Below are 23,472 nucleotides of genomic sequence, written 5' to 3' on the forward strand. Positions count from 1 at the left end.
TTGGACAACATTAGCGTATCGACGACAGATGTACGGATCGAGCGGCATGCGAACCAGCTTTCGCGGCAACTGAAGCTCCTCCGCGACAAGCTGTTTCCGCCGCTCTCGCAAAAGACGCTACGAACATTCTCCTCCGGCGAGGCGGCCCAGATGATCGGCGTCTCGGACGGCTATCTTCGCCAGCTTTCACTGGATGGCAAGGGACCGCAGCCGGATCTTGCCCAGAATGGCCGGCGTTCCTACACGCTCGGCCAGATCAACGAATTGCGCCAGTATATGGCCAAGCTCAAGCCGAAGGATGCGCTTTCCTATCAGCCGTGGCGTCGCCCTGGCGAAAAGCTGCAGACGGTTGCCGTCACCAATTTCAAGGGCGGCTCGGCCAAGACAACGACGACGCTCTATCTGGCGCAGTATCTGGCGCTGGCGGGTTACCGGGTGCTTGCGATCGATCTCGATCCGCAGGCTTCGCTCTCCTCCATGCTCGGCGTTCAGCCCGAATTCGATCTTTCCGAGGGCGATACGCTGTATGGCGCAATTCGCTATGATGAGAGCCGCAAGCCGCTGAAGGAGATTGTCCGCAAGACCTATTTCGACGGACTGGATCTGGTGCCGGGCAACCTCGAACTGATGGAGTTCGAGCATGAGACGCCACGGGCACTGAACGACCGGCAGCGACCGGGCGAGCTGTTCTTCCGTCGCGTTGGCGTTGCCATTGCCGAGGTCGAGGCGGATTACGACATCGTGGTGATCGACTGCCCGCCGCAGCTCGGTTACCTCACGCTTGGCGCCGTTTGTGCCGCCACGTCTCTTTTGATCACCATCCATCCGCAAATGGTCGACGTCGCTTCCATGTCGCAGTTCCTGCTGATGACTTCGGATCTGCTTTCCGTCGTGCGCAAGGCCGGCGGCGATCTGCAGCACGATTTCATCAAATATGTCGTCACTCGTCACGAACCTTTCGATGCGCCGCAGTCGCAGATCGTCGCGCTGTTGCGCAGCCTCTTCAGTGACGACGTGTTGACGGCGACCATTCTCAAGTCGACGGCGATCGCCGATGTCGGCCTGACCAAGCAGACGCTCTATGAGATCGAGAAGGGGCAGGTGCGCCGCTCGACCTATGACCGGGCGCTGGAATCGGTCAATGCCGCCAACAGCGAGGTTCTCGCCGGTATTCACAAAGCCTGGGGTCGAGCATGAGCAGACGCGATCGCCTGAAAGGTCTTTTCGACGATACAGCGCAGGAGTTGGCCGCGGCCAACTACGAGGAACCATCTTCGCGCGGATCGGCCGGGCCGGTTCGGACGATGGCGCTGACCCTTGGCCGCATGGAGGAAGAGAGCAGGGCGATGCAGGAGGCTTTGCTCTCCGGTGAACGCATCGTCGAGCTCGATCCTGATCTGATCGATTCCTCCTTCGTCCGCGACCGCCTTGGCGACCAGCCCCTGGATATTGAGGACGAGTTGGTGCAGTCGATCGCCGAGAACGGCCAGGAAGTGCCGATCCTCGTTCGCCGCCATCCCAATAATGAGGACCGCTACCAGATCGCCTACGGCCATCGCCGTCTGCAGGCGGTCAAGCTGCTCCGCCTCAAGGTGCAGGCGATCGTCCGTAAGCTCGACGATACCGATGTCGTCATCGCGCAGGGCATTGAGAATTCGGCGCGCCGGAACCTTTCCTATATCGAGCGCGCGGTCTTTGCCCTCAATCTCGAGCTCAAGGGTTTTGAGCGCCCCGTCATCATGAAAGCGCTGTCGACGGACAAGACGGAGCTATCGAAGCTGATATCCGTTGCAAAAGCTATTCCCGCCGAGATCGTCAGGTCGGTCGGAGCCGCACCCGGCATCGGGCGACGCCGGTGGATGGCGCTTGCCCAGGACTGGAATGGGATGACGGCGGCTCGGCTTGCGAAGCTCATTGCCTCGGGAGGTTTCATGGCGGAGGAGAGCGACCGCCGTTTCGAGCTCTTGGTTGCCGAACTCGCCAAGAAAGAGGCAAAGCCCGACGCCACGGAATATGACTGGAAGCCGAAGAGCGGCGGCAAGATTGCCGGACGAATCAAGAGCGCCGGCAATTCCTTCACGATCGCATTGAAGACCGGCGATGCGCCGGATTTCGGCGCTTACATTTCACGCCGTCTCGATGAGCTTTACGAAGCCTATCGGGCCGGAAAGTTGCAAGCAGGAGAGTAGGCCGCAAAAGAAAAAAGCCTCCGAACGTTGCCGTCGCGGAAGCCTTTCTCATATCTGGACAATCTGAGAATCGCACTTCCTCGAATCACTGTCAAGCGTCTTCGGCATCCTTTTGGGTGGTAGGTTTCTTTTGCCTTGAGAAAAGGTGAGGGACATGGAGCCTCAATATGTATCGACGCCCTTCGGGCGGCGATCGATGACGCTTGGCATGCTGGCAAGCCAGGAAAGCGCCAGCAAGGTCGATCCGGACGCATCGGTCGACAAGTGGAAGATCTTTCGTGCGCTGTGCGAAGCAAAGGACATGGTAGGCGTATCGGACCGTGCACTGGCTGTTCTCAACGCGCTGTTGACCTTCTACCCGAAGAACGAGATTGCCGAGGCCAACGGTTTCGTCGTCTTCCCATCGAATGAGCAGCTGTCGCTGCGCACGCATGGCATGGCCGGCACGACGCTGCGGCGAAACCTGGCGATGCTGGTGGAAGCCGGCCTGATCATCCGGCGGGATAGCCCGAACGGGAAACGTTTTGCCCGCCGCAATGGCGAGGGCGGGCTTGGTGAGGCCTTTGGCTTCAGCCTGGCGCCGCTCCTGGTACGCGCTCGCGAGATCGAGGCGCAGGCGGCTCAGATAATGGCCGCCAAGCTCGAATGGAAGCGCCTGAGAGAGCGCCTGACACTTTGCCGGCGTGACATCACCAAGCTCATCGAGATCGCGCTGGAGGAGGAAATTGCCGGCGAATGGATCGAGATGCAGAAGCATTTCAATCTGCTTTCCGCAAGCCTGCCGCGCCGCCCGTCGGCCGCCGAGATGGAAAGCCTGCTGGCTGATCTCGAAGCTTTTCGGCAATTGATCGTCAAGACGCTGGAATCGAAGTCGAAAGCAGAAAAAACAGACGCCAATGATAACCAAAACGGTCGGCACATACATAATTCAAACCCACACCTAACATCTGAACTTGAACCAAGCTTCGAAACGAAGCAGGGCGCAAAGCCGGAGGAAGAACCGCAGCGGTGGCGGGAGCCGTCGAAATCCTTTCCCCTTGCCATGGTGCTGCAGGCCTGCCCGGAGATCATCGCTTACGGACCGGGCGGCGGCATTGGCAGCTGGCGGGATCTGATGGCCGCGGCCGTCATCGTCCGTTCCACGCTTGGCGTCAGCCCCAGCGCCTATCAGCTGGCCTGCGATTTCATGGGACCGGAAAACGCCGCCACGGTGATCGCCTGCATCCTGGAAAGGGGCGGACATATTAACTCGGCCGGCGGCTACCTGCGTGACCTGACACGGCGGGCGGAGCGTGGCGAATTCTCGCTCGGACCGATGCTGATGGCGCTGATGCGGGCAAATGGTCCGACGGCGAGGAAAACCGGATGAACAGCTATGAAAAAGTTTCGCGCCAGTTACGACGGTTAGAAGCATATGCGGCCGGTCTATCAGCCGTCTTGACGGCTTCCTTTCCCGTAGTTTGTTGAAAACCGCTGTTAACCATGTCATACATGGCGGAAGGAAACATTCGTTTTGCTTCCATTTGTGGAAAACTGTAAAGCTTAACAATGCGCTACGATATTGACGGTGCAATGCTTCAAACCCTGCTTCCCTCCATTGCCGCGGCGGTGGATGCGGTGGCGCGGCTGGACGAACGTGTGTTGCGCTCGCCGGTCGGCGAGGGATTTGCCGAACGCAGCCATTTCTTCGACGCCGCCGGCGCGCTCTGGGTGGCCGGCGAACTGGTGCATGTCGAGGATCTCGTTTTGCATGATGCGCATATGGATAGCCGCGCTCCCACCCACGAACTGACGATCGCCCATTCCGTACTGCGAGCACGTCGGCGCATCTGGACCGGCGAACCCTCCTGGGCACTCGGCGTCTCGGGTCTTGCGACGCTGACTGCAACCGCCGGGGAAGGGGAGGGGAAAGTGCCGGACGCGAAGAGCCCCGCAGTTCCGGTCGAGACCGACGAGGAGGGCGAGCATGAAGACGGGCCGCTCGCTGCGGAGATGGCGGAGATCGATGCGCTTCTTGCCCGCTCGCAGAAGCTGCTCGATATCCACACAGGGAAAACGCCGGCAAGCGAGACGGCCGCCCTTACCCCGGCAAGGCGCAACGAGGATCCTCTTGGCTTGCTCGGTGACGACGAGTGGGACGAGGAACAGCGGCTTGCGGAGTGGCGGAGCGTCCAGCCATTGGCCGATAGCTTGCCGCCGGTTCTCGGCGCCGTCATCCTCTTCGAAGCCTGGGAAAGGATCGAGCCGTTGCGGCGTCAGCACTGGCTCGGCGGACTTCTGGTCGCAAGCCATCTACGCGCCCGCGGCAAGGTCGCCTCGCATCTCTTTTCTTTCTACGGCGGGCTGAAGCTGGTGCGCCATGAGCGTCGTCGGGCGCGCGATCGCGCCACGCGGCTGCAAGCCTTTCTGGAGGCGGTGCATCTGGGTGCTGTGGCCGGCCTCAAGGAAATGGATCGCTTGTCCTTGGCACGCACGCAGATGGAGCTGCGCTTTCGCGGCCGCCGTTCAAACAGCAGCCTGCCGGAACTTGCCGATTTCATCCTGTCGCGGCCGATGGTCTCGGCGACGATGATCGCCCGTCATCTGCGCATCACGCCGCGCGGCGCGCTGAACCTCGTCAATGAGATCGGCGTTCGTGAAATTACCGGTCGGGGCCGCTATCGCGCCTGGGGTATCATCTAATGCATGTCGCCCAATAATGTGCAGCGGTTTTGGGACAACGACATGCATAAAACAAAGACTTAAAGCGCGTCGTATGATTCCGATTTGACGCGATGCGCTTTAAAAGCGAAAACGGCCGGGCATTGCCCCGGCCGTCTCGTTTAGGTGAACACCCGATCCGCCATCCTGTCACAGATTGCAGACCGGGCGCTCTGCGCTTCCTTTGCCCCCAGAAGCGCAGTCCTATTCCCGCTCGCCGGTGAAGTTGAGCAGAAGCTGGAAGATGTTGACGAAGTTCAGGTAGAGCGAGAGCGCACCGAAGACGGCGAGCTTCTGGTTCGATTCCTGATCAAAGTTTTCCGAATACTGTTCCTTGATATTCTGCGTGTCGTAAGCGGTCAGACCGACGAAGACGACGATGCCGATCACCGAGACCGCAAACTGCAGCGCGCTCGAACCCAGGAAGATGTTGACGACCGAGGCGATGATGACGCCGAAGAGGCCCATCATCAGGAACGAGCCCATGCGCGAGAGGTCACGCTTCGTCGCATAGCCGTAGAGGCTGGTGGCGCCGAACATCGTCGCGGTGATGAAGAAGGTCCGCGCGATGCTCATCCCGGTGAAGACCAGGAAAACGGAGGCGAGCGACAGGCCCATCACGGCGCAGAAGGCCCAGAAGGTGATCTGAGCGGTGCTGGCCGACATCGTCTGGATCTTGAACGAGAAGAAAAAGACGAAGGCGAGCGGGGCAAGCATCACCACCCACTTCAGCGGCGAGCCGAAGATCGGGACGTAGAGTGCCGGCGTCGAGCCGACGACAAAGGCGACGAGGCCCGTTATGACGAGGCCGAGAGCCATATAGTTGTAGACGCGCAGCATGTGCTGGCGCAGGCCTTCGTCGAAGAGGGCCTGGGAGCCGGCGACGGCGCCATAGCGGGGATTGATCGGGTTCATGCTGATCTCCTCGGTTTGAATTAATAGAGCGAGCGGGCGAGCCGTTCGGCCGCCTGGTCGAGATTGAGACCGCGATCGTCGGCGATCAGCGCATAAGCGACCTCGCCGATCTGCCAATAGGCGGCTTCTGCTTTTTCCAGCGTGAGATGACTGACCGGCTTGACCTCGAAGGCGCCCGGACGGACGGCAAAAAGCGACAGTCGCTTTCCATCCGATTGTTCGATCGCCATCTCGACGCTGGGGCCGAACTCGGACGGGAAGATCTGCACGTCGGCGACCTTCCAATCCCTGGGCAGTTCGGGCATCACGATCGCGGTGGCGGCGCGAATATCGTCGGCGCTATAGGTGGCCGGCGTCTGCGGAGGCATCGATTGGCGCAGCGTCGCCGTCTGATAGGCGCGGACGGCATCCTCGACATAGGCGGGTGCCGGAACCGATGCCGCCACCTCTGTCGCCGAGAAGGCGCCGAAGGAATTGTGCGCCACCCAGCCGGCGGCGATCAGTATGCCAACGGCGGCAACGCGCTGCATGGAATGGAAGATGCGGCCATAGGAAAGGCCACGTTCCAGCCGGCGGGCGGCATCGCGGGTCTCGGGGCGGCCAAAGGCACTTTCGCCGGCCAGCGCCAGACGCAATTCGCCCCTCACGCTGAGGTCGGCCATGACCTTGGCGGCAATCGCCGGATTCTCGGAAAGATAGGATTCCACCTGGATGCGACGGGCGACATCGAGCTCGCCATCCACATAGGCGTCAAGGTCGGCATCGAGGATCGGATCAACTGCTTTCATTGCTGTTCCCTCCGATTACTCTCAGATGCGAAACCCGCGGCGTCTTCTCCTCGAATTCGCGCAGTTGCGCGCGGGCGCGGGAGATGCGCGACATCAGCGTCCCCACAGGAATGCCGAGCGCCTGGGCGGCTTCCTGGTAGGAAAGGTCTTCGATCGCGACGAGATGCAGCGCCTCGCGCTGTTCCTCCGGCAGGGCGAAGAAGGCGTCGCGCACCTGCTGCAGGCGCACGGCATGTTCCTGGCCGGCCGGCAGCGATTGCTCGGCTTCGACAGCTGCTTCATCGTGGCGGCGCGTCAGCGATCGGTTGCGGCGAAGACGATCGATATGGGCATTGTGCAGGATGGAGAGCAGCCAGGTGCGCAGGTTGCCGCCGCTGCGGAAGCTCTTTCGCTTCTCGAAGGCGCGCACCAACGCATCATGCACCAGATCCTCCGCCTCGTCCGAATTGCGCACCAGCGAGCGAGCGTAGCGCCTCAGCGCTGCAAGCTGTCCGATGACGTCGAAGGGGCGTTCTTTGCGTTCCATGATTGAGTATACGCGAGTGCCGCAGGTTTTATTCCCGACGGAACTAAAAAAGTCAGGGCGGGCGGAAGACCGTCGCTGGATCAAATCCTTCCCCGGCGGAGGGGAGCCGCAAATCCGCGATTGTTTATGACAATTACATGACAGATCATGACGCCGCTGATTTGTAGGGGAACATCAAGAAATGAAGGAAAAGAAGCGGGTCTACGAAGCACTCGTGGACGGCGCCATGGAAGGGCTGACGGATCAGGCGCTTTATGATTTCGTCAAGGCGCGTTGTCCGAAGGCCACCAGCAAGAAGATCGTCCGGGCCTCGCTTCTCGCCCTGATGGACCCTCATCTCAGAGACCGCAATATTCTCGACGTGATCTATGCGCTGGCGATCAAGCATCGGCTGGATGACGGCGTGCTGGACGACGGTGAAGACGAGGAGCCCGACGAGCGGGCTCAACCGTCGCGGGCAGCCAACCAGAACATGCCGCAGCTTTCCTGATGCAGATCATCTGAACGCGACGCCTGCTCTCCCGGAATGGTCAGCCGCCGTCCGAAAGCTCTTCGAGGATCGGACAGTCCGGTCTGTCGTTGCCGTGGCAGGCATGCACGAGATGCTCCAGCGTCCGGCGCAGTTCCGTCAATTCGCGGATCTTGCGGTCGATCTCGGCAAGCTTGGTCTCAGCGATATCCTTGACGTCGGCGCTCGCCCGGTTGTTGTCCTCGTAGAGCGCCAGCAATTGCCGGCACTCCTCGACGGAAAAGCCGAGACCGCGCGAGCGCTGCAGGAAGCGCAGCTTATGGACGTCGGTCGCGGCATAGTCGCGATAGCCGTTTCCGCCCCTTTCGGGGCGGATGAGGCCGATATCCTCGTAGTAGCGGATGGTCTTCGAAGGCAGGCCGGATTGTTCCGATGCTTCGCCGATATTCATCGCCATCTCCTATAGTTTTGCAAAACGCAGTCTCAGCGCATTTGATATCACCGAGACGGACGAGAGGCTCATCGCCGCTGCGGCGATCATCGGCGAAAGCAGCAGCCCGAAGATCGGGTAGAGCACGCCGGCCGCGACCGGCACGCCGAGCGCATTATAGCCGAAGGCAAAGCCGAGATTCTGCCGGATGTTTCGCATCGTCGCCTCCGCCAGCCGTCGCGCCCTGACGATGCCGTTCAGGTCGCCCTTCACCAAGGTGATGCCGGCGCTTTCCATCGCGACGTCGGCGCCGGTACCCATGGCGATGCCGACATCGGCGGCGGCAAGCGCCGGCGCATCGTTGACGCCGTCGCCGGCCATGGCGATGATGGCGCCCTTGGCTCGCAACTCGTCGATCAGCGCCTTCTTGCCTTCCGGAAGCACATCGGCACGGACCTCGTCGATGCCGAGACTTTTTGCCACCGCGCGCGCCGTGCGCTCGTTGTCGCCGGTCGCCATGATGATCTTCAGACCGCTGTCGTGCAGTGCCTTGATGGCGGCTGCCGTTGTCGGCTTGATGCGGTCGGCAACGGCGACGAGACCGGCAAGTGCACCGTCGAACACCACGAACATCACCGTCTTGCCGTCGCCGCGCAGGACTTCGGTCTTCTCGACAAGGACCGCTGGATCGATGCCGAGATCGGTAAGCATCGCCGCATTGCCGAGCGCTACCGTCGTGCCGCCGGCACGACCCTGAACGCCCTTGCCGGTCTTTGCCTCGAAGCCGGTGACCTCCACGAAGGGGACACCGCGCTCCTCGGCGCCGGAAACGATCGCTTCGGCCAGCGGATGTTCGGAGCCGCGCTCCAGGCTTGCCGCCAGCGACAGCAGCCGATTTTCCCCGACCCCGCCGAAAGTGACGATGTCGGTAAGCTTTGGCTTTCCCTCCGTCAGCGTGCCGGTCTTGTCGACGATCAGCGTGTCGACTTTGGAAAAGCGCTCCAGTGCTTCGGCGTCCTTGATCAGCACACCTTCCTGCGCCCCTCGCCCCGTCGCGATCATGATCGACATCGGCGTCGCAAGGCCGAGTGCACAGGGGCAGGCGATGATCAGAACGGCGACAGCGGCAAGCAGTGCATTCGCCATGCGCGGCTCCGGACCGATCGCGGCCCAGACGAGGAAGGCAAGCACGGCGGCGGCGACCACCGCCGGCACGAAGATGGCCGACACCCGGTCGACCGCACCCTGGATCGGCGCTCGCGAGCGTTGCGCCTTGGCGACCATGTCGACGATACGCGACAGCACAGTGTCGGCGCCGACCTTCTCTGCGGTCATGACGAAGGTGCCGTTCTTGTTGATCGTGCCGCCGGTCAGCGGGTCGCCCTTCGACTTCTCCAGCGGCAGGGGCTCGCCTGATATCATCGATTCATCGACCGTCGACTGGCCTTCGAGGACGGAGCCATCCACCGGCACCCGCTCGCCGGGACGAACGCGCAGTCGGTCACCAGGCTGGATATTATCCACCGGCACGTCGTTCTCGCTGCCCTCCGCATCGATGCGCCGTGCCGTCTTCGGCGCAAGGTCGAGCAAGGCGCGAATTGCCGAGCCGGTGCGTTCGCGCGCTTTCAATTCTAGCACCTGGCCGACGAAGACGAGCGCGACGATGACGGCTGCCGCTTCGAAATAGACGGGCACCGCTGCACCGTGGCCATGGAAGCTCATCGGGAAGATGCCGGGTACAAGCGTGGCGACGACGCTGTAGACATAGGCGGTGCCGACGCCGAGACCGATCAGCGTCCACATATTCGGACTGCGGTTGACGATAGACGCCCATGCGCGGCGGAAGAAGGGCAGGGCCGCCCAGAGCACCACCGGCGTTGCCAGCAGCAATTCGATGTAGGTCGCCTGTGACTCGCCGATTGCTTCTCGCAGCGGTAGGCCGAGCATCGGCCCCATGCTGAGTGCCAGCAATGGTATGGCGAGAATGGCGCTGATCCAGAGCCGCCTGACGAAATCGACGAGTTCCGGGTTCGGGCCTTCGTCAGCAGGCGGAATGCCCATCGGCTCCAGCGCCATGCCGCATTTCGGGCAGTCGCCGGGGCGATCGCTGACGACCTCCGGGTGCATCGGGCAGGTATAAAGCCTACCCTTAGGTGCCGGCTTTGCCACCGGGCGGCTGCCGTCGCGATAGGCTGCGGGGTCGGCTTGGAACTTCGCTTGGCAAGCGGCCGAGCAGAAGTAGAATTTTTCGCCCTCGACTTTCAAAAAATGTTTTGCGGTCGAGCGATCGACGGTCATGCCGCAGACGGGGTCCTTCGCGGTCAGATAATCCTCAGGTGCCGCCACAAACTTCGTCCGGCAGCCCTCGGAGCAGAAATGATAAATGCGGCCGTCATGATCGAGCGAGGGCTTGCCGGCCTGCAGATCGACGGTCATGCCGCAGACAGGATCACGGATCATGGCGCTGACAGCCTTCTCCTGTTCATGGCCGCAATGGCAATGATCGTCGTCATCGGCGTGGCTGTGATGGTGATCGTGTTCGTGCTTGATATCCATGACTATCTCCTGTGCCCGGAGGGCCGTTGGATAGGCTTATCCACCTTCCAGCGACTGGAAGGTCAAGCACTATTTTCACGGACTCGATTTTTGCGACGGCTGATCGTCAGATCGGGGTGATCAGCCCGACCGGCTGACTCCCGAGCAGGGCGGCGACTGAAATGCTGCCCCCGGGCTCGATTGTCTTTCCGGTCAGCAGGTCGGCCTTCAGACCGTGAAGCGGGGAGGGCACGGCGATTGCCGTATCCTCCCAGAATTCAGGGCCGGCAAAGAGCACACCCGGATCAAGCCAGCCGAACATCAGCCGGGGCGCCGCGATGATCGCGAAATCATCCTTATGCACCCGGGCAAAAGCAAGCACATGGTCGCGTCGGGCGCCCGTCACCTTCAGCGGCAGATAGTCGCCTCTGGCAAAGAGTTCCGCCTGCCGCTGACGCAGCTGCAGACCGATCCCGACGAGGCGCTGCTTCAGCGCCGCCGCCTGCAGCTTGGCGATCGGTCCGGCTTCATCAAGCCAAGCCGTCAGCCGTTCATGATCGACCGGCCGGCGGTTGTCGGGATCGACGAGACTGAAATCGAAACCCTCCGCACCTTGGTAGATATCGGGAATGCCGGGGGCCGTCAGCTTGAGCAGCGTCTGCGACAGGCTGTTGAGGTAACCCGCCGCGATGAAAGGCTGCAGCACCATTTCGAAATCCTCGAGGAAGACGTCATTGTCAGGCGAGACCAGCGCCGCGGCATAGGTGGTGACCGCTTCCTCGTAGGCGGCATCCTGCTCTGTCCAGCCGCTGTGCAGTTTCGCCTCTCGCACCGCCTTGAGCGCGTAATCGGTGAAACGTTCGCGGAGTTCTTCCGTCTGTCCTCTGTCGAAATCCTCTGGCCAGATGCCGGCCAGCGCCTGATAGAGCATCCATTCGACATTTGGTTCCGGCGCGGCACCCTCCGGCAGATCATTCACCCACGGCCGGTTCATCTCGCGCCAACGCTCGACCGCCTGCGCAAATACATCCGCGCCCTCGCTCAGCGCATAAAGCCTTGCCCGCGCATCCTCGCCGCGTTTGGTGTCGTGGGTGGCGCTTGCCGAAAGCCCATGCGGCTGCAGCCGAGCTCGCTCGGCCATGCGGCGGTGGAATTCCTCCGGGCCGCCAGGCGCCTTGCCTGGTTCGCCGCCCACTTCGTTTGCGGCAAGCAGCCTGTTGTAGCGATAAAGCAGCGTATCCTCCGTCGCCTTCGCCATTACCGGCCCGCTCAATTGCTGCAATCGGATACGGAACTCGTGGGCCGCGTCACCTTCGACCTTGCCTTCGAGAAGCTTCAGCACATGGTCGAGGGTACGCCGATCGTCGAGCCGCGCCATGGCTTGCGAGGCGGTCGCCGCAAGGACCGCTGAATCCTGCCAGGAAAGCGGGCCGCCGTCGCCATAGGTGCGGTAGACGGGAAAGGCGATCAGCAGTTCGCTGAGCGCAGTGGCGATCTCGCTTCTTTTTAGCTCGGGAAAGATGCCTGCTGCGATCGACACCAGCCTGTCGGTCTCACCGGCGAAATTGCGCTCGACCATCAGTTGCTTGGCATTCCGCCGGCCCGCCTCGAGATCACCCGTCTCGCCGGCGATGCCGCGATAGGCATCGTCCAATATGCGCAGGCCACCGCCGTCGATGAACAGCTCGCTCAAGGCGGCGATGAATTCATATCCCGTGGTGCCGGCGACCGGCCAACTCTCCGGCAGGACCTCACCGGCTCCGAGGATCTTTTCGACAACGATATAGGTGTCCAGTCCCGCCGCCTCGCGCAGCCTGTCGAGATAGGCCTTGGGTTCGGCGAGCCCGTCGATATGGTCGACGCGCAGGCCCTGGACCTTGCCATGGCGCACCAACTCGAGCACCAGCCGGTGCATGTCCTCGAACACAGGAGGGTCTTCAACGCGGGTGCCGACCAGTCCGGTCACCTCGAAAAAACGGCGATAGCTCAGATGTCGCGCCGCCTCCTTCCAATGCGTCAGCCGCCAATGCTGTGCCTCATGCAGGCTTCTCATGAAATCGCGATCGGCCGAGATGTCATCGAGCTTTTGCTGGAGGACTGCCCGATCGCCGGCTTCGAAGAGAATGTCTCGCATTGCACGGTTGAAGCTCTCGCCGGATGTCACGGCCGCAGCTTCCGCCATTCTGGTGGCAACCGGATCGTCGAGCTGGTTTGCGATCGCCCCGTAACTCCCGGGGTTCAGCGGCAACAGCGTCTCGAAATAACCGAAGGCGAAGTTGCCATGCGTTTCGTCGAGCGTGATGCGAAGCTCGCCGTCAGCCAGCGCCCCATCGAAATCCTGGCCGAGCTGTGGCAGCGTCAGCGGCTCGCTCCAGTCGATGTCGAAATAGCTGCAATAGGCGCTTTGCCGGCCGAATGTCAGCACGTCGCGCCACCAGCCGTTTTCCGGCGAGGCCGCCATGTGGTTCGGGACGATGTCGAGGATCAACCCCAGGCCCGCCGAGGCGAGGCTTTCGGTCAGCCTGTCGAATCCTACCCGGCCGCCGAGCGCCGGGTCTATGTCGTTGGCGTCAGTGACGTCATAGCCGTGGGTCGAGCCGCTGACGGCGGTGAAGATCGGCGAGGCATAGAGGTGGCTGATGCCGAGGGTCTTGAGGTAGGGGACGAGGCCGCAGGCGCGATCGAAGCTCATGCCGTTGCGGAATTGTATCCGGTAGGTCGCGGTCGGAAGTGTCATGAGGCCGTCTGACGTTGGAGGGAGACTGTCCCCAACGGTTGCAGCATAGCTTTTGTTCCCTTACCGGCCGGCGTGTCTTTTCAGACGTGCAAAGAACGATGCTTCAGTCGATGAAAACGCCGACGCTTGCGGCGCGGCCGGCCGAGTCGATGACCGTCAGTTTCGAGTAGCCGCCGCCATCAGGCAGCCATTGCTGGATGCGCCGGCGGGAGAGATCGGGCAGCGGCTTGCCGTTGGCAAGCCAGCGGAAGGGGGCTCGGCCGCCCTGGAGCTTCAGCATCAGCGGTGACAGGTTGCCTTGCCTAGCGCCGAGATCGACATGCGCGCCCTCGGGCGGATAGATAATCTCAGGCGCGGCCTCGTGGCCGGAGGTGAGCAGGCCGCTGGCATTGAGGGCAAAACGCCGCTGGCTGATCGGCAGCTCGGACTGGGCGATGCGTACGGCGCCTGCAGGCGGGCGGGGCATCGGCGTCGTCGCGATGCCTGACTTGGCGAACCCTTCAAAGAGGATGGGCGCGGCGGTACCATAACCGGTCAATCCCGGCACGGAGCTGTTATCAGGCCGTCCGACCCAGACGCCGAGCACATAGCGCCCGTCATAGCCGACCGACCAGGCGTCGCGATAGCCATAGCTCGTGCCGGTCTTGTAGGCTATGCCGCGCTGCGGCGCGCCGACGGGGGGGATGACGCCGGAGAGAATATCGGCGACGTTCCAGACCGCGACCGGCTCCAGCAGCGGTTCGCCGTCGAGCTTGCCCGGTGCGCCGGTGACGCCGTCGCCGAGCCTTGCCGGTTGGCCGCGATCGGCGAGCGCCGTATAGAGCTGCACCAGATCCTTCAGGGTGATGCCGACGCCGCCCAGCCCGATCGCAAGCCCCGGCGTCTCATTCGGCGGCAGGACCGGCCGTACCTCGGCGCGGCGGAAGCGTGCCATCAGCCGTGACGGCCCGACGGCATCGAGCAGCTTGACGGCCGGCACATTTAGCGAAAGCTGCAGCGCCTCGCGCACGGTAACGTCGCCCTGATAGCTCATGTCGAAATTGCGCGGCCGGTAGCCGAAGAAATCGGCGGGGCGGTCTTCGATGATCGTCTCCTGGGACACTAGGCCCTGTTCGAAAGCTAGCCCGTAAATAAAGGGCTTCAGCGTCGAGCCTGGCGAGCGGTTCACGCGTGTCATGTCGATCCAGCCGGAGCGGCTGGCATCGAAATAATCGGCCGAGCCGACCTCACCGACGATCGCGCCCGTCTGCGCATCCGCCATCACCATGGCAAGCGAAAGCTTCGGCCCGAGCTTGAATGCCGCTGCCCGCGCAACCGCCTCCAGCCCCTGCTGCACCTGCCTCTTCAGTGTCGTCTGATACTTGAGGACATCAGGCTCCTTGCGCAGTGCTGCTTCGGCGACATGGGCGGCAAGTGCCGGCAATTGCATGCGCTGGGGCGGGACCGCGACGCCTTCGGCCCGTTCCGCCTCGCCGTCACCAACGGCTCTGGCGACCGCCACCCGATCGAGGACACGCTTGCGTGCCTCCTCGGCTGCCTTGAGATTGCGATCCGGCCGGCGTCGTTCCGGCAATTGCGGCAGGGCGACAAGCAGGGCTGCCTCGGCGACCGTGAGGCGGCGTGGTTCCTTGCCGAAATAGGCAAGGCTTGCGGCGCGCACGCCTTCCAGATTGCCGCCATAGGGCGCATGCGTCAGATAGAGGTCGAGGATCTCTTCCTTCGACAGCCGCCGTTCGATCTGCACGGCGCGCGCCAGTTGCAGCAGTTTTGCCGAAAGAGAGCGGCCTTCGCGCGGCTCGATCAGCCGCGCCACCTGCATCGACAGCGTCGAGGCGCCGGAGACGATGCGGCCGTTGCTGACCAGTTGCACGGCAGCGCGCCCGAGCGCCCAGAGGTCGATGCCGCCATGTTCGTAGAAACGCTGATCCTCATAGGCGATCAGCATGTGCAGGAATTGCGGATCGACGTCGGAGACCGCCGTCTTCAGCCGCCAGCGGCCTTCCGACGTTGCAAACGCACGCAGCAATTGCCCGTCGGCATCCAGCACTTCGGCGGAGACGGCATTTGCCCTGTCGAGCGGCGGCGGAAAGGTCTTGTCGGCGGCATCGAGCGCAAAGAGAGCCGCACCGGCAAGAACGATGCCGGCTGCGGACCCGATCGCAAACTTGTGCCACCGCCTCATTGTTGCGCCGTCACGACCTCCATCTTGCCGGTAGCCGTGCGGGCCGAAAGCTCCGGCCGGTACATATCCTCGACGCTTGCCGCCGGATGGTCGTAGGTGCCGGGGGTGACGGCGCGCACGACATAGGCGACGTTGAATTCGCGCTCGTCACCTTCTGCGCGGTTGAAGGCGGCCACGAAGCGATCGTAGCGGAATTCGTTATGGGCGGCGGAGATCTCGCCGATCCAGTCGAAATTCGTCATCTGCGCGCTGTCGACGAGATTCGGATTGTCGATCTCGAAGCCGGCCGGCAGCAGATCCGTGATGACGATGCGCGACGGCCAGGCATTGATTTCGCGCACATGGATGACGACGACGTAGCGCTCGTTCTGCTTCGCCTCGCTGACATTCGCCTCTTCGCCGTCGAGTGTGTAATAGGTGCGGTCGATGATGAAGCCGTCGCCGCCGGCCGGCAACGGCACGGTGGGCGCGGCAACGGTGGTGACGACGGCCGAAACCGCGTCGCCCGTCTGGTTGGTCAGCGTCAGCGGATGGTCGCTCAGCGCATCGCCTGATATCTTCGCCATGTAGGCACCGGTGTGCGGCGCGCCGTTGACATCGACCTTGAGGCCGTCGTCACCGCCCTGGATGGCGCGGGCGGCGAGCAGCATCCAGGCCTCTTCCTGGGTGCTCTTATATTTGCTGCGGCCCCATTCCTTGGTGACGGCCTTGGCAAGCTCCGGGATGACAGGCGGCACCGGCCGGCTTTCGGCTGCGAGCGCCAGGATCGCCGCGCCGTCGCGCAGGATCGTGCCGTAATCGGTACGCGACAGGTTCACCCGCGATACCATCGATTGCTCCGACATCTGCAGCGCGTCGAGGAAGATATTCTTCGAACGCTGCGCATCACCGTAGAGCGCCAGCGCGGCGGCGATATGCGCCTTGGCGAGCGGCGTCGGGAAGTCGTTGATCATCGTATCAGCATAGTAGCGCAGATCGCTGACCGCAGCCTTCTTGTTGCGGGCAAGCACGTAGATGGCATAGGCGATCTGGTCACCCTGGCCCTTGATATCGGTTGTGTAGGACAGCGTGTTCTGCAGGTTTTCGAGCGCCTGGACGAAAGCCCTTTCCGGCACGTCGTATTTCATTTCGCGAGCCCGCGTCAGGAAATCGGTGACGTAGGAATCGAGCCAGACATCGCCCGAATCCGGTCCCCAGAGACCGAAGCTGCCGGCCGAGGCCTGATAGGAGAGCACGCGGTAGATCGCATCCTGGACGCGCTTCTTCACATCGTCGTCGTTTTCCATGCCGGCCTGCTTCGCCACTTCGGCGAGATAGAGCAGCGGCAGCGCCCGGCTGGTGGTCTGCTCGGCGCAGCCGAAGGGATAGCGGTCGAGCGTCATCAGCAGGGCTGGGATATCGAAGGCGGCAGAACGGGTGACGTTGACGCTGATCGAGGCGCCGGGCAGCACGCTGTCGGCGAGCAGGTTCTTGTCGACGGTGAGCTTTGCCCCGGGCTTCAGCGCCAGCACCCTGCGTTCGGTGATCGGCAAGGAGGCCGGGCGCACCGGCACGTCGAGGTTCTGGTCGAGCGAGAGGCCGGAAGCGTCGGAGAGGTTGATCGAGACGCTGCCGGCGCCCGGCTGTTTGCCGATGAGCGAAAGCGTCAGCTCGGATTTCGCGCCGGCCTCGAGACGGATCGTCTGCGAGGCGGACGCTTGCTCGATGCCGACCGCGTCATTGCCGGTCAGCTGCAGTTTGTAATCGCCGGCTGGCGCATCGGTGTTGGCGATGTCGAGGCGCAGATTAGCCTTGTCGCCGGGGGCGAGGAACTTCGGCAGGCTTGCAGTCACCACGACAGGATCGCGGATGATGACATCCTTGACGCCGTGGCCAACGCCTGATTTCGACCAGGCGACCGCCATCACGCGCGCCGTGCCGTTGAATTGCGGAATATCGAAGGAGACATTGGTCTTGCCTTCGGCGTCGAGCTTCACCGGCCCGGAGAAGAAGGCGACGAGCTTCTGCGTCGGCGGGCTTGCCTGCAGCGCGATGGCACCGCCATCGCCACCGGTGCGGAGCTTGCCAGTCGCACCCAGCGAGCCGTCGATCAGGCGGCCATAGAGGTCGCGGATTTCAAGGCCGAGCTGGCGCTGGCCGAAATACCAGTCCTCGGGATTCGGCGGTTCGTAGCGCGTCAGGTTGAGAATGCCGACATCGACGGCGGCAACCGTCACATAGGCCTCCTCATTGGCGCCGGCGCCCGCCACCTGCAGGCCAATATTCAGCGGTCCGCGCGGCAATATCTTTTCGGGCGTGTCGAGCGTTACCTGCAGCGCGCGCTGTTCAGGATCGACTTTCAGCCATTTGATGCCGATCGAGCGCATCGGCATGTGGCTGTCCTGCGCGTCGCCGGGGCGGAAGAGCGTGGCGGTCACATATGCGCCGGCACCCCAATCAGCCGTGACGGGGATGTCGACCTCGCCGCCGGTCTCGCCGATCGTGGCATTCTGCACCGCCACCAGCTTTTCGGTTCCGGCCGTCACCATCAGCTCGCCGCCATAGCGCGAGGTGACTTTGAGCTTGGCGGTTTCGCCGATCTTGTAGCTGTCCTTGTCGAGGGCGATCTCAAGCCCGTCGGGCGTTTCGGTCGAGGTCGAGGTCACGAACCAGCCGGCGTCGAATTCGACGCTGGAAGTCGGGCCGTCGGCATCCGGGCTTTCCACTTCGAGACGATAGCGGCCCCAGCTCACCGGCACGGAGATCTTGCCGCCGTCCATCGTCGCGTCGACGCTGCCGTTGGAGACCTGCTCGGCGGTGTAAACAGGCTCGTATTTCCAAGCCGTTCCCTCGCGATACCACTGATATTCGCGGTTGAGGCTGTAGAATTTCCAGCGCAGGCTCTTCGTCTCCTGCTTCTGTCCATCGGCCTTGACGCTGATCACCGTGAAGTTGGCGATCGCGTTCTCCGGCAGATCGTCGGAAAATTCCGGCTTGATGCCGATCGAAGCGCGCTCGTTCTTCACCGGAATGGTCAAAGAGCGCTCGATGGCGCGGCCGCCCGCCTCCTGCATGCGCATATAGACGGTGGCGTTCAGCAACTGTGTCGTTGCCGGCAGTTCGCTGATGGTGAGATCCGTCGAGGCTTCGCCGTTCTCGTCGAGTTCCGGCAGGCCGTCGATCGGCAGGCGCGAATCTTCGCTCGCCTCTTCGTCGGCGAGGCCGAAGAGGAAGCCCTTGTAGGCCGCACTCTCGCGCGTCGGCTTGACGACGACGTCGCCTTCGAGCGTCAGGCCGGCGGCCGGGGCGCCGTAGAGATATTTGCCCGAAACGGTGATCGTCGCCGGCGTGTCCGGGCCGACTTCCTTGGCCTCGGTCTTGATCTCCATGTCGGTGCGATCGGGGACGAAATCGTCGACGAGGAAGCTCTTGGTGGCGATCGCGCTGCCCTTGGGATCGGTATAGATGTTCATCGTCCAGGTGCCGCGCATGGCGTTTTCCTGGGTCGGGAAATCGACGCTATAGCCGCCGAGATTACTGGCCTGGCTGACGATCCGCCGGTCTTCGACACCATCGGGACGGCTGAAAATGAAGGTGAGCGGCAGGTTGTCGATGGCGTTGCCATCGGTGTCGCGGGCTAGTGCCTGGGCATGCACCGTCTCGCCGGCGCGGTAGATGCCGCGTTCGGTGAAGGTCAGCACGTCGATCGCGCCGGGTGCGGCGCGGCCCGTCACTCCACGGTCGGAAAGGTCGAACCCGGCGCGCGTCATGTCCAGGAAGACGTAGTCCGACGCGCCGTTCCTGGCGGTAATGACCGCGGGCGTCAGCGCCGCCGTGCCGCGGATCAGGCCGGCGGTGAAGGTGGCTCGGCCGTTTTCGTCGGTGGTGGCGGTGCCTAGCACTTCATTGTTCTTGGCCAGCAGCTGCAGTTCGACGCCTGATATCGGCTTTGCCGAAGCGAGCGAGCGGGTGAAGACGTTGAGGCCATCAGTACCGGCATAGGTGGTGACACCGATATCGGAGACCAGGAACCATTGCGTCGCCTGCGAATCCCACTCCTGCGCGGGGCCGTTTGCTGCCGTTGCGGTCATCACGTAAATGCCGGGCTTGCGCGCGGGCAGCGCCTCGTCGACCGGAAAGCTGGTGACGATGTCCTTGTTGAGTTCATTGGCGATGTCGATGGAGCCCTGCCAGACGAGCTCGCCGCTCTGGTCCTGGATGTTCTGGGCGCTGTAGCCGTCGAGCTGGGACAGGAATTGCGAATTGGTCAGCAGCGGCGCGATGGCGCGATCGCCGATGCGATAGAGTTTGAGGTTGGCCGAGGCCATGTTGACCGAGACGATCGGGATGCCGCGGCGCGCCGTCGACGGCAGCACGAAGCTGTCGCCGGTGAAACGCACCATCTGGCTGCGGTCCTTGATATAGACGTCGATGCTGACGGGGGCGTCGAGCGGCTCGTCGACCGACGACGGCAGGCCGGTGCGGAAAGCGATCTTGTAGGTCTGGCCATGCGTCAGCCCCTCGACGCAGATCTGCTTGTCCTTGGTTTCCAGCACCTTCGGCGCTTCGCCGTTCAGCGTCACGAAGGGCGTGTAGTCGGTGGTCTTGACGAGCGCTTCTGAGAAGGTGACGCAGGCACGCGGCGTGGCGCTGTCGGCATCGACCGTGTGTTCGGTGATGCGGAAGCCCTGCGTCGATTTCAGCTGCAGGTAGGCGGTCTGCACGTCTTCGGAGGCAACCAGCGCCAGGCTCGCCTTGTAGGCGTCAAGCGCCGGACGGTAATTGGCGTTTCGGTCCAGGGCGTCGGCGAGGACGGCGAGCGCCTCGGCGCGCTTGGGCTTGGTGCGAGTCAGCTCGTAGCCGTTCAGCGCGTCGAGCACGGCCTGGCCGCTCGTATTGCTCTCGGCGGTACCCAGCGAAGCGGCGGCGCGGGCGGCTTCGAGCCAGAGATCAGCGTCGTCAGGTGTGATCGACAGCGCGCCATGGAAGGACTTCAGCGCGTCGGCCAGGTTGTTGCCGGTAAGGTCGATGCGGGCATTGGCCGTCAGGCTGTCGACACTCTGGCCATGCTGGTCGTCGGCAAGCTCCAGATTGTCCTTGAAGTCGCGGGCCTGCTGAATGAGGTCGTTGGTCAGGAAGGTGGGGCGCGGCGCGGCGCCGATATCCGGCTCCTGCTGGCCGGCCGTTTCGACGATCTTGCCGGCGATGGCGCCAGGAAAGGCGTTCATCGTCTTGAAATCGGATTTCAGGAAGCACCATTTCACCTTGGGATTGTAGGTGAAGGCCTTGCAGCTCTTGTCGCCGATGCAGGAGGTTTTGCACTGATCGAGCGAGACGTTCTGTTCGGTGCGAAGATCGAAGCCGAAGAAATCGGCGTCCTTGATCGTCTGGATGTCTCGCTTGGTGTCCGCAGCGGCGGCGGGAAAGCTGATGGCGATCATGGAAAATGCGATTGTCGCGAATGCGAAGAACGAGCGCACGGACATAGGTTCCCCCCGGAAATGCTGGCTCTGACCGGCGGCACTCTCCTCACTCCTCGCGAGATTGTCAACTCAGGTTGAGCGCTGTTTCATCTTCACACAGGCGCTTTCGTCTGGCTGTCACATCGGCGTGAGTGACCGCCTTGTGATTTGCGGCTTTTGCAAGGATGAGCAAGGATTTGGGTGATCGCAGGAGGTAGTGCCATGTCCCCGTCTTCCCACCGCAGGAGCCTTGCCGCGCTCCTTGCAGCCACCATTTTCTCGCTCGGTACGTGTGCTGCAGGCGCGGCCGAAGATGCCGTCGTCATCCCGCCGCCGTCCGTCGACGAGGCGGCCGGGCCAGGCACAGAGACCGCCATTTTCGCCGGCGGCTGTTTCTGGGGCGTCCAGGGCGTCTTCCAGCACGTGAAGGGCGTTGAGAGCGCCGTCTCCGGTTATGCCGGCGGCGACGCCAAAACGGCGCAGTACGAAACCGTCAGCACCGGCTCGACGGGCCACGCCGAATCCGTCCAGGTGAAGTTCGATCCGAAACAGGTAAGCTACGGCAAGTTGCTGCAGATCTTCTTCTCGGTGGCGCACAACCCGACGCAGCTGAATTTTCAGGGCCCGGACCGGGGAACGCAGTACCGTTCGGCGTTGTTCGTTGCCGATCCAGAGCAGCGTAAGGTTGCCGAGAGCTATATCAGCCAGCTCGACAAGGCGCATGTCTTCTCGCAGCCGATCGTCACCAAGGTCTCTGAAGCCGCAGGTTTCTATCCGGCCGAAGCCTATCATCAGGATTTCCTGACGCTCAATCCGACCTATCCCTATATCGTTTACAACGACCTGCCGAAAATCGAGAACCTGAAGTCACTGTTTCCCGCCGACTACCGCGGCAAACCGGTCCTGGTGATGAAGGTCAAAGGCTGATTAACCCTATCGGTGCTGGCATTATCGAGGCGGCAATGGTGCCGCCCTTTCTGCGCCACCTCTGTGCACTTAAGAATTTATCAACGTTAACAATATCTTAAATGCAAAAAACGGCGTTCCACGGCGGAACATATCGTTAAGTTGCCCGTTACCACCGTGAGTTTCGCGTGGGATAGGCTGTCGGAGCGGATCACTCGTTAGAAGTATAGGTGTAACCAAAGGGACGTATCATGGCCACCAATGTCGTGCGGCGCTGGCAGCGAGATGATCTCATGAAACAGAGAGTATTGATCGTCGAAGATGAATTCCTGATCGCGCTCGATCTCGAGGCGACGGTGGAAGGCATGGGCATGCGAGTTGCGGGCCTTGCGAATGGTCGCGAGCAGGCCCTGCGGCTGGCGCCGCTTGCCGATATCGCCTTCGTCGACGTCAATCTCGCCGATGGCCCGACCGGGCCTGAGATCGGCCGACGGCTGGCGCAGGAGCATGGCATTGCCGTCGTCTTCATGACCGGCAATCCCGAAGTGGTGGCTGACGGCGTCAAGGGCGCCGTCGGCGTGGTCCAGAAGCCGGTGATGCCTTCGGTTGTCGAGCAGCTGGTGAAATATCTTGCCGCGCGCCGTGTCGGCATGTTCGCGGTCGTGCCCGCGCAGATGACGATCTTTGCCTGATCGGCCGGCTTGATCTGCCGGTTTTATCTGAAAGTCCTGGTTAGCCTGATATGGCTGCGAGCTGCGGCGGATGGCCGGTCTTTTCAGCCTCTGCCCGGCCATAGGCCTTGAGAAAGGTACGCACGGCGTTGCGCGCCGCCTTTTCCAGCTCTTCATCGGTGGGCGTGGCGCCGAGAAGGATCATCATCTGCAGGTCGGCATTGCCGAGCGCCACGAATTGCCGGGCGGCAACGTCGAAATCATCGATGACGAGCGCTTGCTTGTGGGCAAGCCGCGCGAAAAGTGCGGAAAGTGCGGTGGTCAGTTTGCCGGGCCCCTGCTGGCGCCAGCCTTCGAAGAGGTGCGGATATCGCTCGCCCTCGGTCTGCACCAACTTGCGCAGAAATTTTCCGTCGTGGTTGCAGATGCAGTTCTTGTTGAGGCGCACGGCGAAGGCCGTCAGCTCGTCTTCCAGATTGTCGGGACGATCAGGAAAGGTCGACAACACGGAAAAGAGCATGGCATTGGCGCGGTTCATGACATCCTCGACGACGGCGACGAACAGCGTTTCCTTCTCGCGATAGTGATTGTAGATCGTCTGGCGCGAGACACAGGCGACGGCGGCGATCTCGTCGATGCTGGCGCCGGCAAAACCCTGGCGGCAGAATACGTCGGCCGCGGCATCGAGGATCGACATGCGCTTGGCGCATTGTCCACGCTGCGTATGCCCTGTCATCCGGACTGCCGGTGTCATGCGATCTTTCATGCGATCGAAGATAAGACGTCTTGACGTATTAGACAATGGCGTCTAATTTTACATCCGTGTCCAAATTTGTTGACACTCCTGGTTCCACGGCTGAGATATGAGCTCCCAACTTCGTCTTCGCGCGAACGATTATCATTGAACGGGCGCATCGGCCCGAAAATCGGAACCGATTTTCGGAAAGTACGATGCGCAGATTTAAAGTGTTAGAGCATCCCTT

General features: G+C 62.4%; 16 protein-coding genes. 7 read left to right on the forward strand and 9 right to left on the reverse strand.

The features are described 5' to 3' along the window. From repA to N2A41_RS29710, 4 genes are all read left to right on the forward strand, one after another. The gene (gene repA, locus N2A41_RS29695; protein WP_260111914.1) at window positions 1-1,197 is read left to right on the forward strand and encodes a plasmid partitioning protein RepA; all 1,197 of its coding nucleotides are present in this window, start codon (window positions 1-3) and stop codon (window positions 1,195-1,197) included. Continuing rightward, complete coding sequence (gene repB / locus N2A41_RS29700; RefSeq protein WP_260111915.1) at window positions 1,194-2,189, forward strand: plasmid partitioning protein RepB; 996 nt, start codon at window positions 1,194-1,196, stop codon at window positions 2,187-2,189. The genes repA and repB overlap by 4 nt, the downstream gene beginning before the upstream one ends. A gap of 154 nt (window positions 2,190-2,343) precedes the next feature. Beyond that, window positions 2,344-3,558 carry a plasmid replication protein RepC gene (gene repC / locus N2A41_RS29705; protein WP_260111916.1) on the forward strand — a complete coding sequence of 405 codons (1,215 nt, stop codon included), beginning with the start codon at window positions 2,344-2,346 and terminating at the stop codon, window positions 3,556-3,558. 179 nt (window positions 3,559-3,737) lie between these two features. After that, complete coding sequence (locus tag N2A41_RS29710; protein ID WP_260111917.1) at window positions 3,738-4,871, forward strand: RHE_PE00001 family protein; 1,134 nt, start codon at window positions 3,738-3,740, stop codon at window positions 4,869-4,871. Window positions 4,872-5,093: 222 nt separating this feature from the next. Here N2A41_RS29710 and N2A41_RS29715 read toward each other — a convergent pair whose 3' ends face one another. The 3 genes from N2A41_RS29715 to N2A41_RS29725 are packed head-to-tail and all read right to left on the reverse strand — an operon-like array spanning window position 5,094 to window position 7,118. Continuing rightward, window positions 5,094-5,804: a Bax inhibitor-1/YccA family protein gene (locus N2A41_RS29715; RefSeq protein WP_170262638.1), complete on the reverse strand. Its 711-nt coding sequence runs from the start codon at window positions 5,802-5,804 to the stop codon at window positions 5,094-5,096. A 20-nt stretch (window positions 5,805-5,824) separates the two neighbouring features. Beyond that, complete coding sequence (locus N2A41_RS29720) at window positions 5,825-6,592, reverse strand: anti-sigma factor family protein (protein WP_260111918.1); 768 nt, start codon at window positions 6,590-6,592, stop codon at window positions 5,825-5,827. Further along, on the reverse strand, window positions 6,579-7,118 hold the full coding sequence (locus tag N2A41_RS29725; protein ID WP_260111919.1) for a sigma-70 family RNA polymerase sigma factor: 540 nt from the start codon (window positions 7,116-7,118) through the stop codon (window positions 6,579-6,581). The genes N2A41_RS29720 and N2A41_RS29725 overlap by 14 nt, the downstream gene beginning before the upstream one ends. Before the next feature lie 181 nt (window positions 7,119-7,299). Between N2A41_RS29725 and N2A41_RS29730 the strand changes: the two genes are divergently transcribed. Then, entirely contained in the window at window positions 7,300-7,608 is a 309-nt protein-coding gene (locus N2A41_RS29730; protein ID WP_170279418.1) for a hypothetical protein, read from the forward strand. Between the two features lie 40 nt (window positions 7,609-7,648). Here N2A41_RS29730 and cueR read toward each other — a convergent pair whose 3' ends face one another. The 5 genes from cueR to N2A41_RS29755 all read right to left on the reverse strand — a co-directional run bounded on the left by cueR (window position 7,649) and on the right by N2A41_RS29755 (window position 20,936). Then, a complete protein-coding gene (cueR, locus tag N2A41_RS29735) occupies window positions 7,649-8,038 on the reverse strand; it encodes a Cu(I)-responsive transcriptional regulator (RefSeq protein ID WP_260111920.1) in 390 nt (129 codons plus the stop codon). Window positions 8,039-8,047: 9 nt separating this feature from the next. Then, window positions 8,048-10,573, reverse strand: a complete 2,526-nt coding sequence (locus tag N2A41_RS29740; protein WP_260111921.1) for a heavy metal translocating P-type ATPase — start codon at window positions 10,571-10,573, stop codon at window positions 8,048-8,050. A 106-nt stretch (window positions 10,574-10,679) separates the two neighbouring features. Beyond that, window positions 10,680-13,289 (reverse strand): malto-oligosyltrehalose synthase, encoded by a 2,610-nt coding sequence (gene treY, locus N2A41_RS29745; protein ID WP_260111922.1) that lies wholly within the window; start codon window positions 13,287-13,289, stop codon window positions 10,680-10,682. 103 nt (window positions 13,290-13,392) lie between these two features. Further along, complete coding sequence (pbpC, locus tag N2A41_RS29750; protein ID WP_260111923.1) at window positions 13,393-15,471, reverse strand: penicillin-binding protein 1C; 2,079 nt, start codon at window positions 15,469-15,471, stop codon at window positions 13,393-13,395. Continuing rightward, the gene (locus N2A41_RS29755; RefSeq protein WP_260111924.1) at window positions 15,468-20,936 is read right to left on the reverse strand and encodes an alpha-2-macroglobulin family protein; all 5,469 of its coding nucleotides are present in this window, start codon (window positions 20,934-20,936) and stop codon (window positions 15,468-15,470) included. The genes pbpC and N2A41_RS29755 overlap by 4 nt, the downstream gene beginning before the upstream one ends. Before the next feature lie 198 nt (window positions 20,937-21,134). Here N2A41_RS29755 and msrA point away from each other — a divergent pair, with 198 nt between their 5' ends. Both msrA and N2A41_RS29765 read left to right on the forward strand, forming a co-directional pair. After that, window positions 21,135-21,839, forward strand: coding sequence for a peptide-methionine (S)-S-oxide reductase MsrA (gene msrA / locus N2A41_RS29760; protein WP_260111925.1), 705 nt, complete (start codon window positions 21,135-21,137; stop codon window positions 21,837-21,839). Window positions 21,840-22,069: 230 nt separating this feature from the next. Then, window positions 22,070-22,510, forward strand: coding sequence for a response regulator (locus tag N2A41_RS29765; protein ID WP_017968559.1), 441 nt, complete (start codon window positions 22,070-22,072; stop codon window positions 22,508-22,510). A 40-nt stretch (window positions 22,511-22,550) separates the two neighbouring features. Here N2A41_RS29765 and N2A41_RS29770 read toward each other — a convergent pair whose 3' ends face one another. Further along, window positions 22,551-23,291, reverse strand: coding sequence for a TetR/AcrR family transcriptional regulator (locus N2A41_RS29770; protein ID WP_170262628.1), 741 nt, complete (start codon window positions 23,289-23,291; stop codon window positions 22,551-22,553). Window positions 23,292-23,472 lie beyond the last annotated feature (181 nt).

It is taken from the genome of Rhizobium sp. SRDI969 (genome assembly GCF_025152725.1).
Classification (GTDB): domain Bacteria; phylum Pseudomonadota; class Alphaproteobacteria; order Rhizobiales; family Rhizobiaceae; genus Rhizobium; species Rhizobium leguminosarum_I.

Excerpts from the sequence above, each read along its gene's own strand:
- repB (WP_260111915.1), top strand. The coding sequence starts at position 1,194 with ATGAGCAGACGCGATCGCCTGAAAGGTCTTTTCGACGATACAGCGCAG.
- repC (WP_260111916.1), top strand. The coding sequence starts at position 2,344 with ATGGAGCCTCAATATGTATCGACGCCCTTCGGGCGGCGATCGATGACG.
- N2A41_RS29710 (WP_260111917.1), top strand. The coding sequence starts at position 3,738 with ATGCGCTACGATATTGACGGTGCAATGCTTCAAACCCTGCTTCCCTCC.
- N2A41_RS29715 (WP_170262638.1), bottom strand. The coding sequence starts at position 5,804 with ATGAACCCGATCAATCCCCGCTATGGCGCCGTCGCCGGCTCCCAGGCC.
- N2A41_RS29720 (WP_260111918.1), bottom strand. The coding sequence starts at position 6,592 with ATGAAAGCAGTTGATCCGATCCTCGATGCCGACCTTGACGCCTATGTG.
- N2A41_RS29725 (WP_260111919.1), bottom strand. The coding sequence starts at position 7,118 with ATGGAACGCAAAGAACGCCCCTTCGACGTCATCGGACAGCTTGCAGCG.
- N2A41_RS29730 (WP_170279418.1), top strand. The coding sequence starts at position 7,300 with ATGAAGGAAAAGAAGCGGGTCTACGAAGCACTCGTGGACGGCGCCATG.
- cueR (WP_260111920.1), bottom strand. The coding sequence starts at position 8,038 with ATGAATATCGGCGAAGCATCGGAACAATCCGGCCTGCCTTCGAAGACC.
- N2A41_RS29740 (WP_260111921.1), bottom strand. The coding sequence starts at position 10,573 with ATGGATATCAAGCACGAACACGATCACCATCACAGCCACGCCGATGAC.
- treY (WP_260111922.1), bottom strand. The coding sequence starts at position 13,289 with ATGACACTTCCGACCGCGACCTACCGGATACAATTCCGCAACGGCATG.
- pbpC (WP_260111923.1), bottom strand. The coding sequence starts at position 15,471 with ATGAGGCGGTGGCACAAGTTTGCGATCGGGTCCGCAGCCGGCATCGTT.
- N2A41_RS29755 (WP_260111924.1), bottom strand. The coding sequence starts at position 20,936 with ATGTCCGTGCGCTCGTTCTTCGCATTCGCGACAATCGCATTTTCCATG.
- msrA (WP_260111925.1), top strand. The coding sequence starts at position 21,135 with ATGTCCCCGTCTTCCCACCGCAGGAGCCTTGCCGCGCTCCTTGCAGCC.
- N2A41_RS29765 (WP_017968559.1), top strand. The coding sequence starts at position 22,070 with ATGGCCACCAATGTCGTGCGGCGCTGGCAGCGAGATGATCTCATGAAA.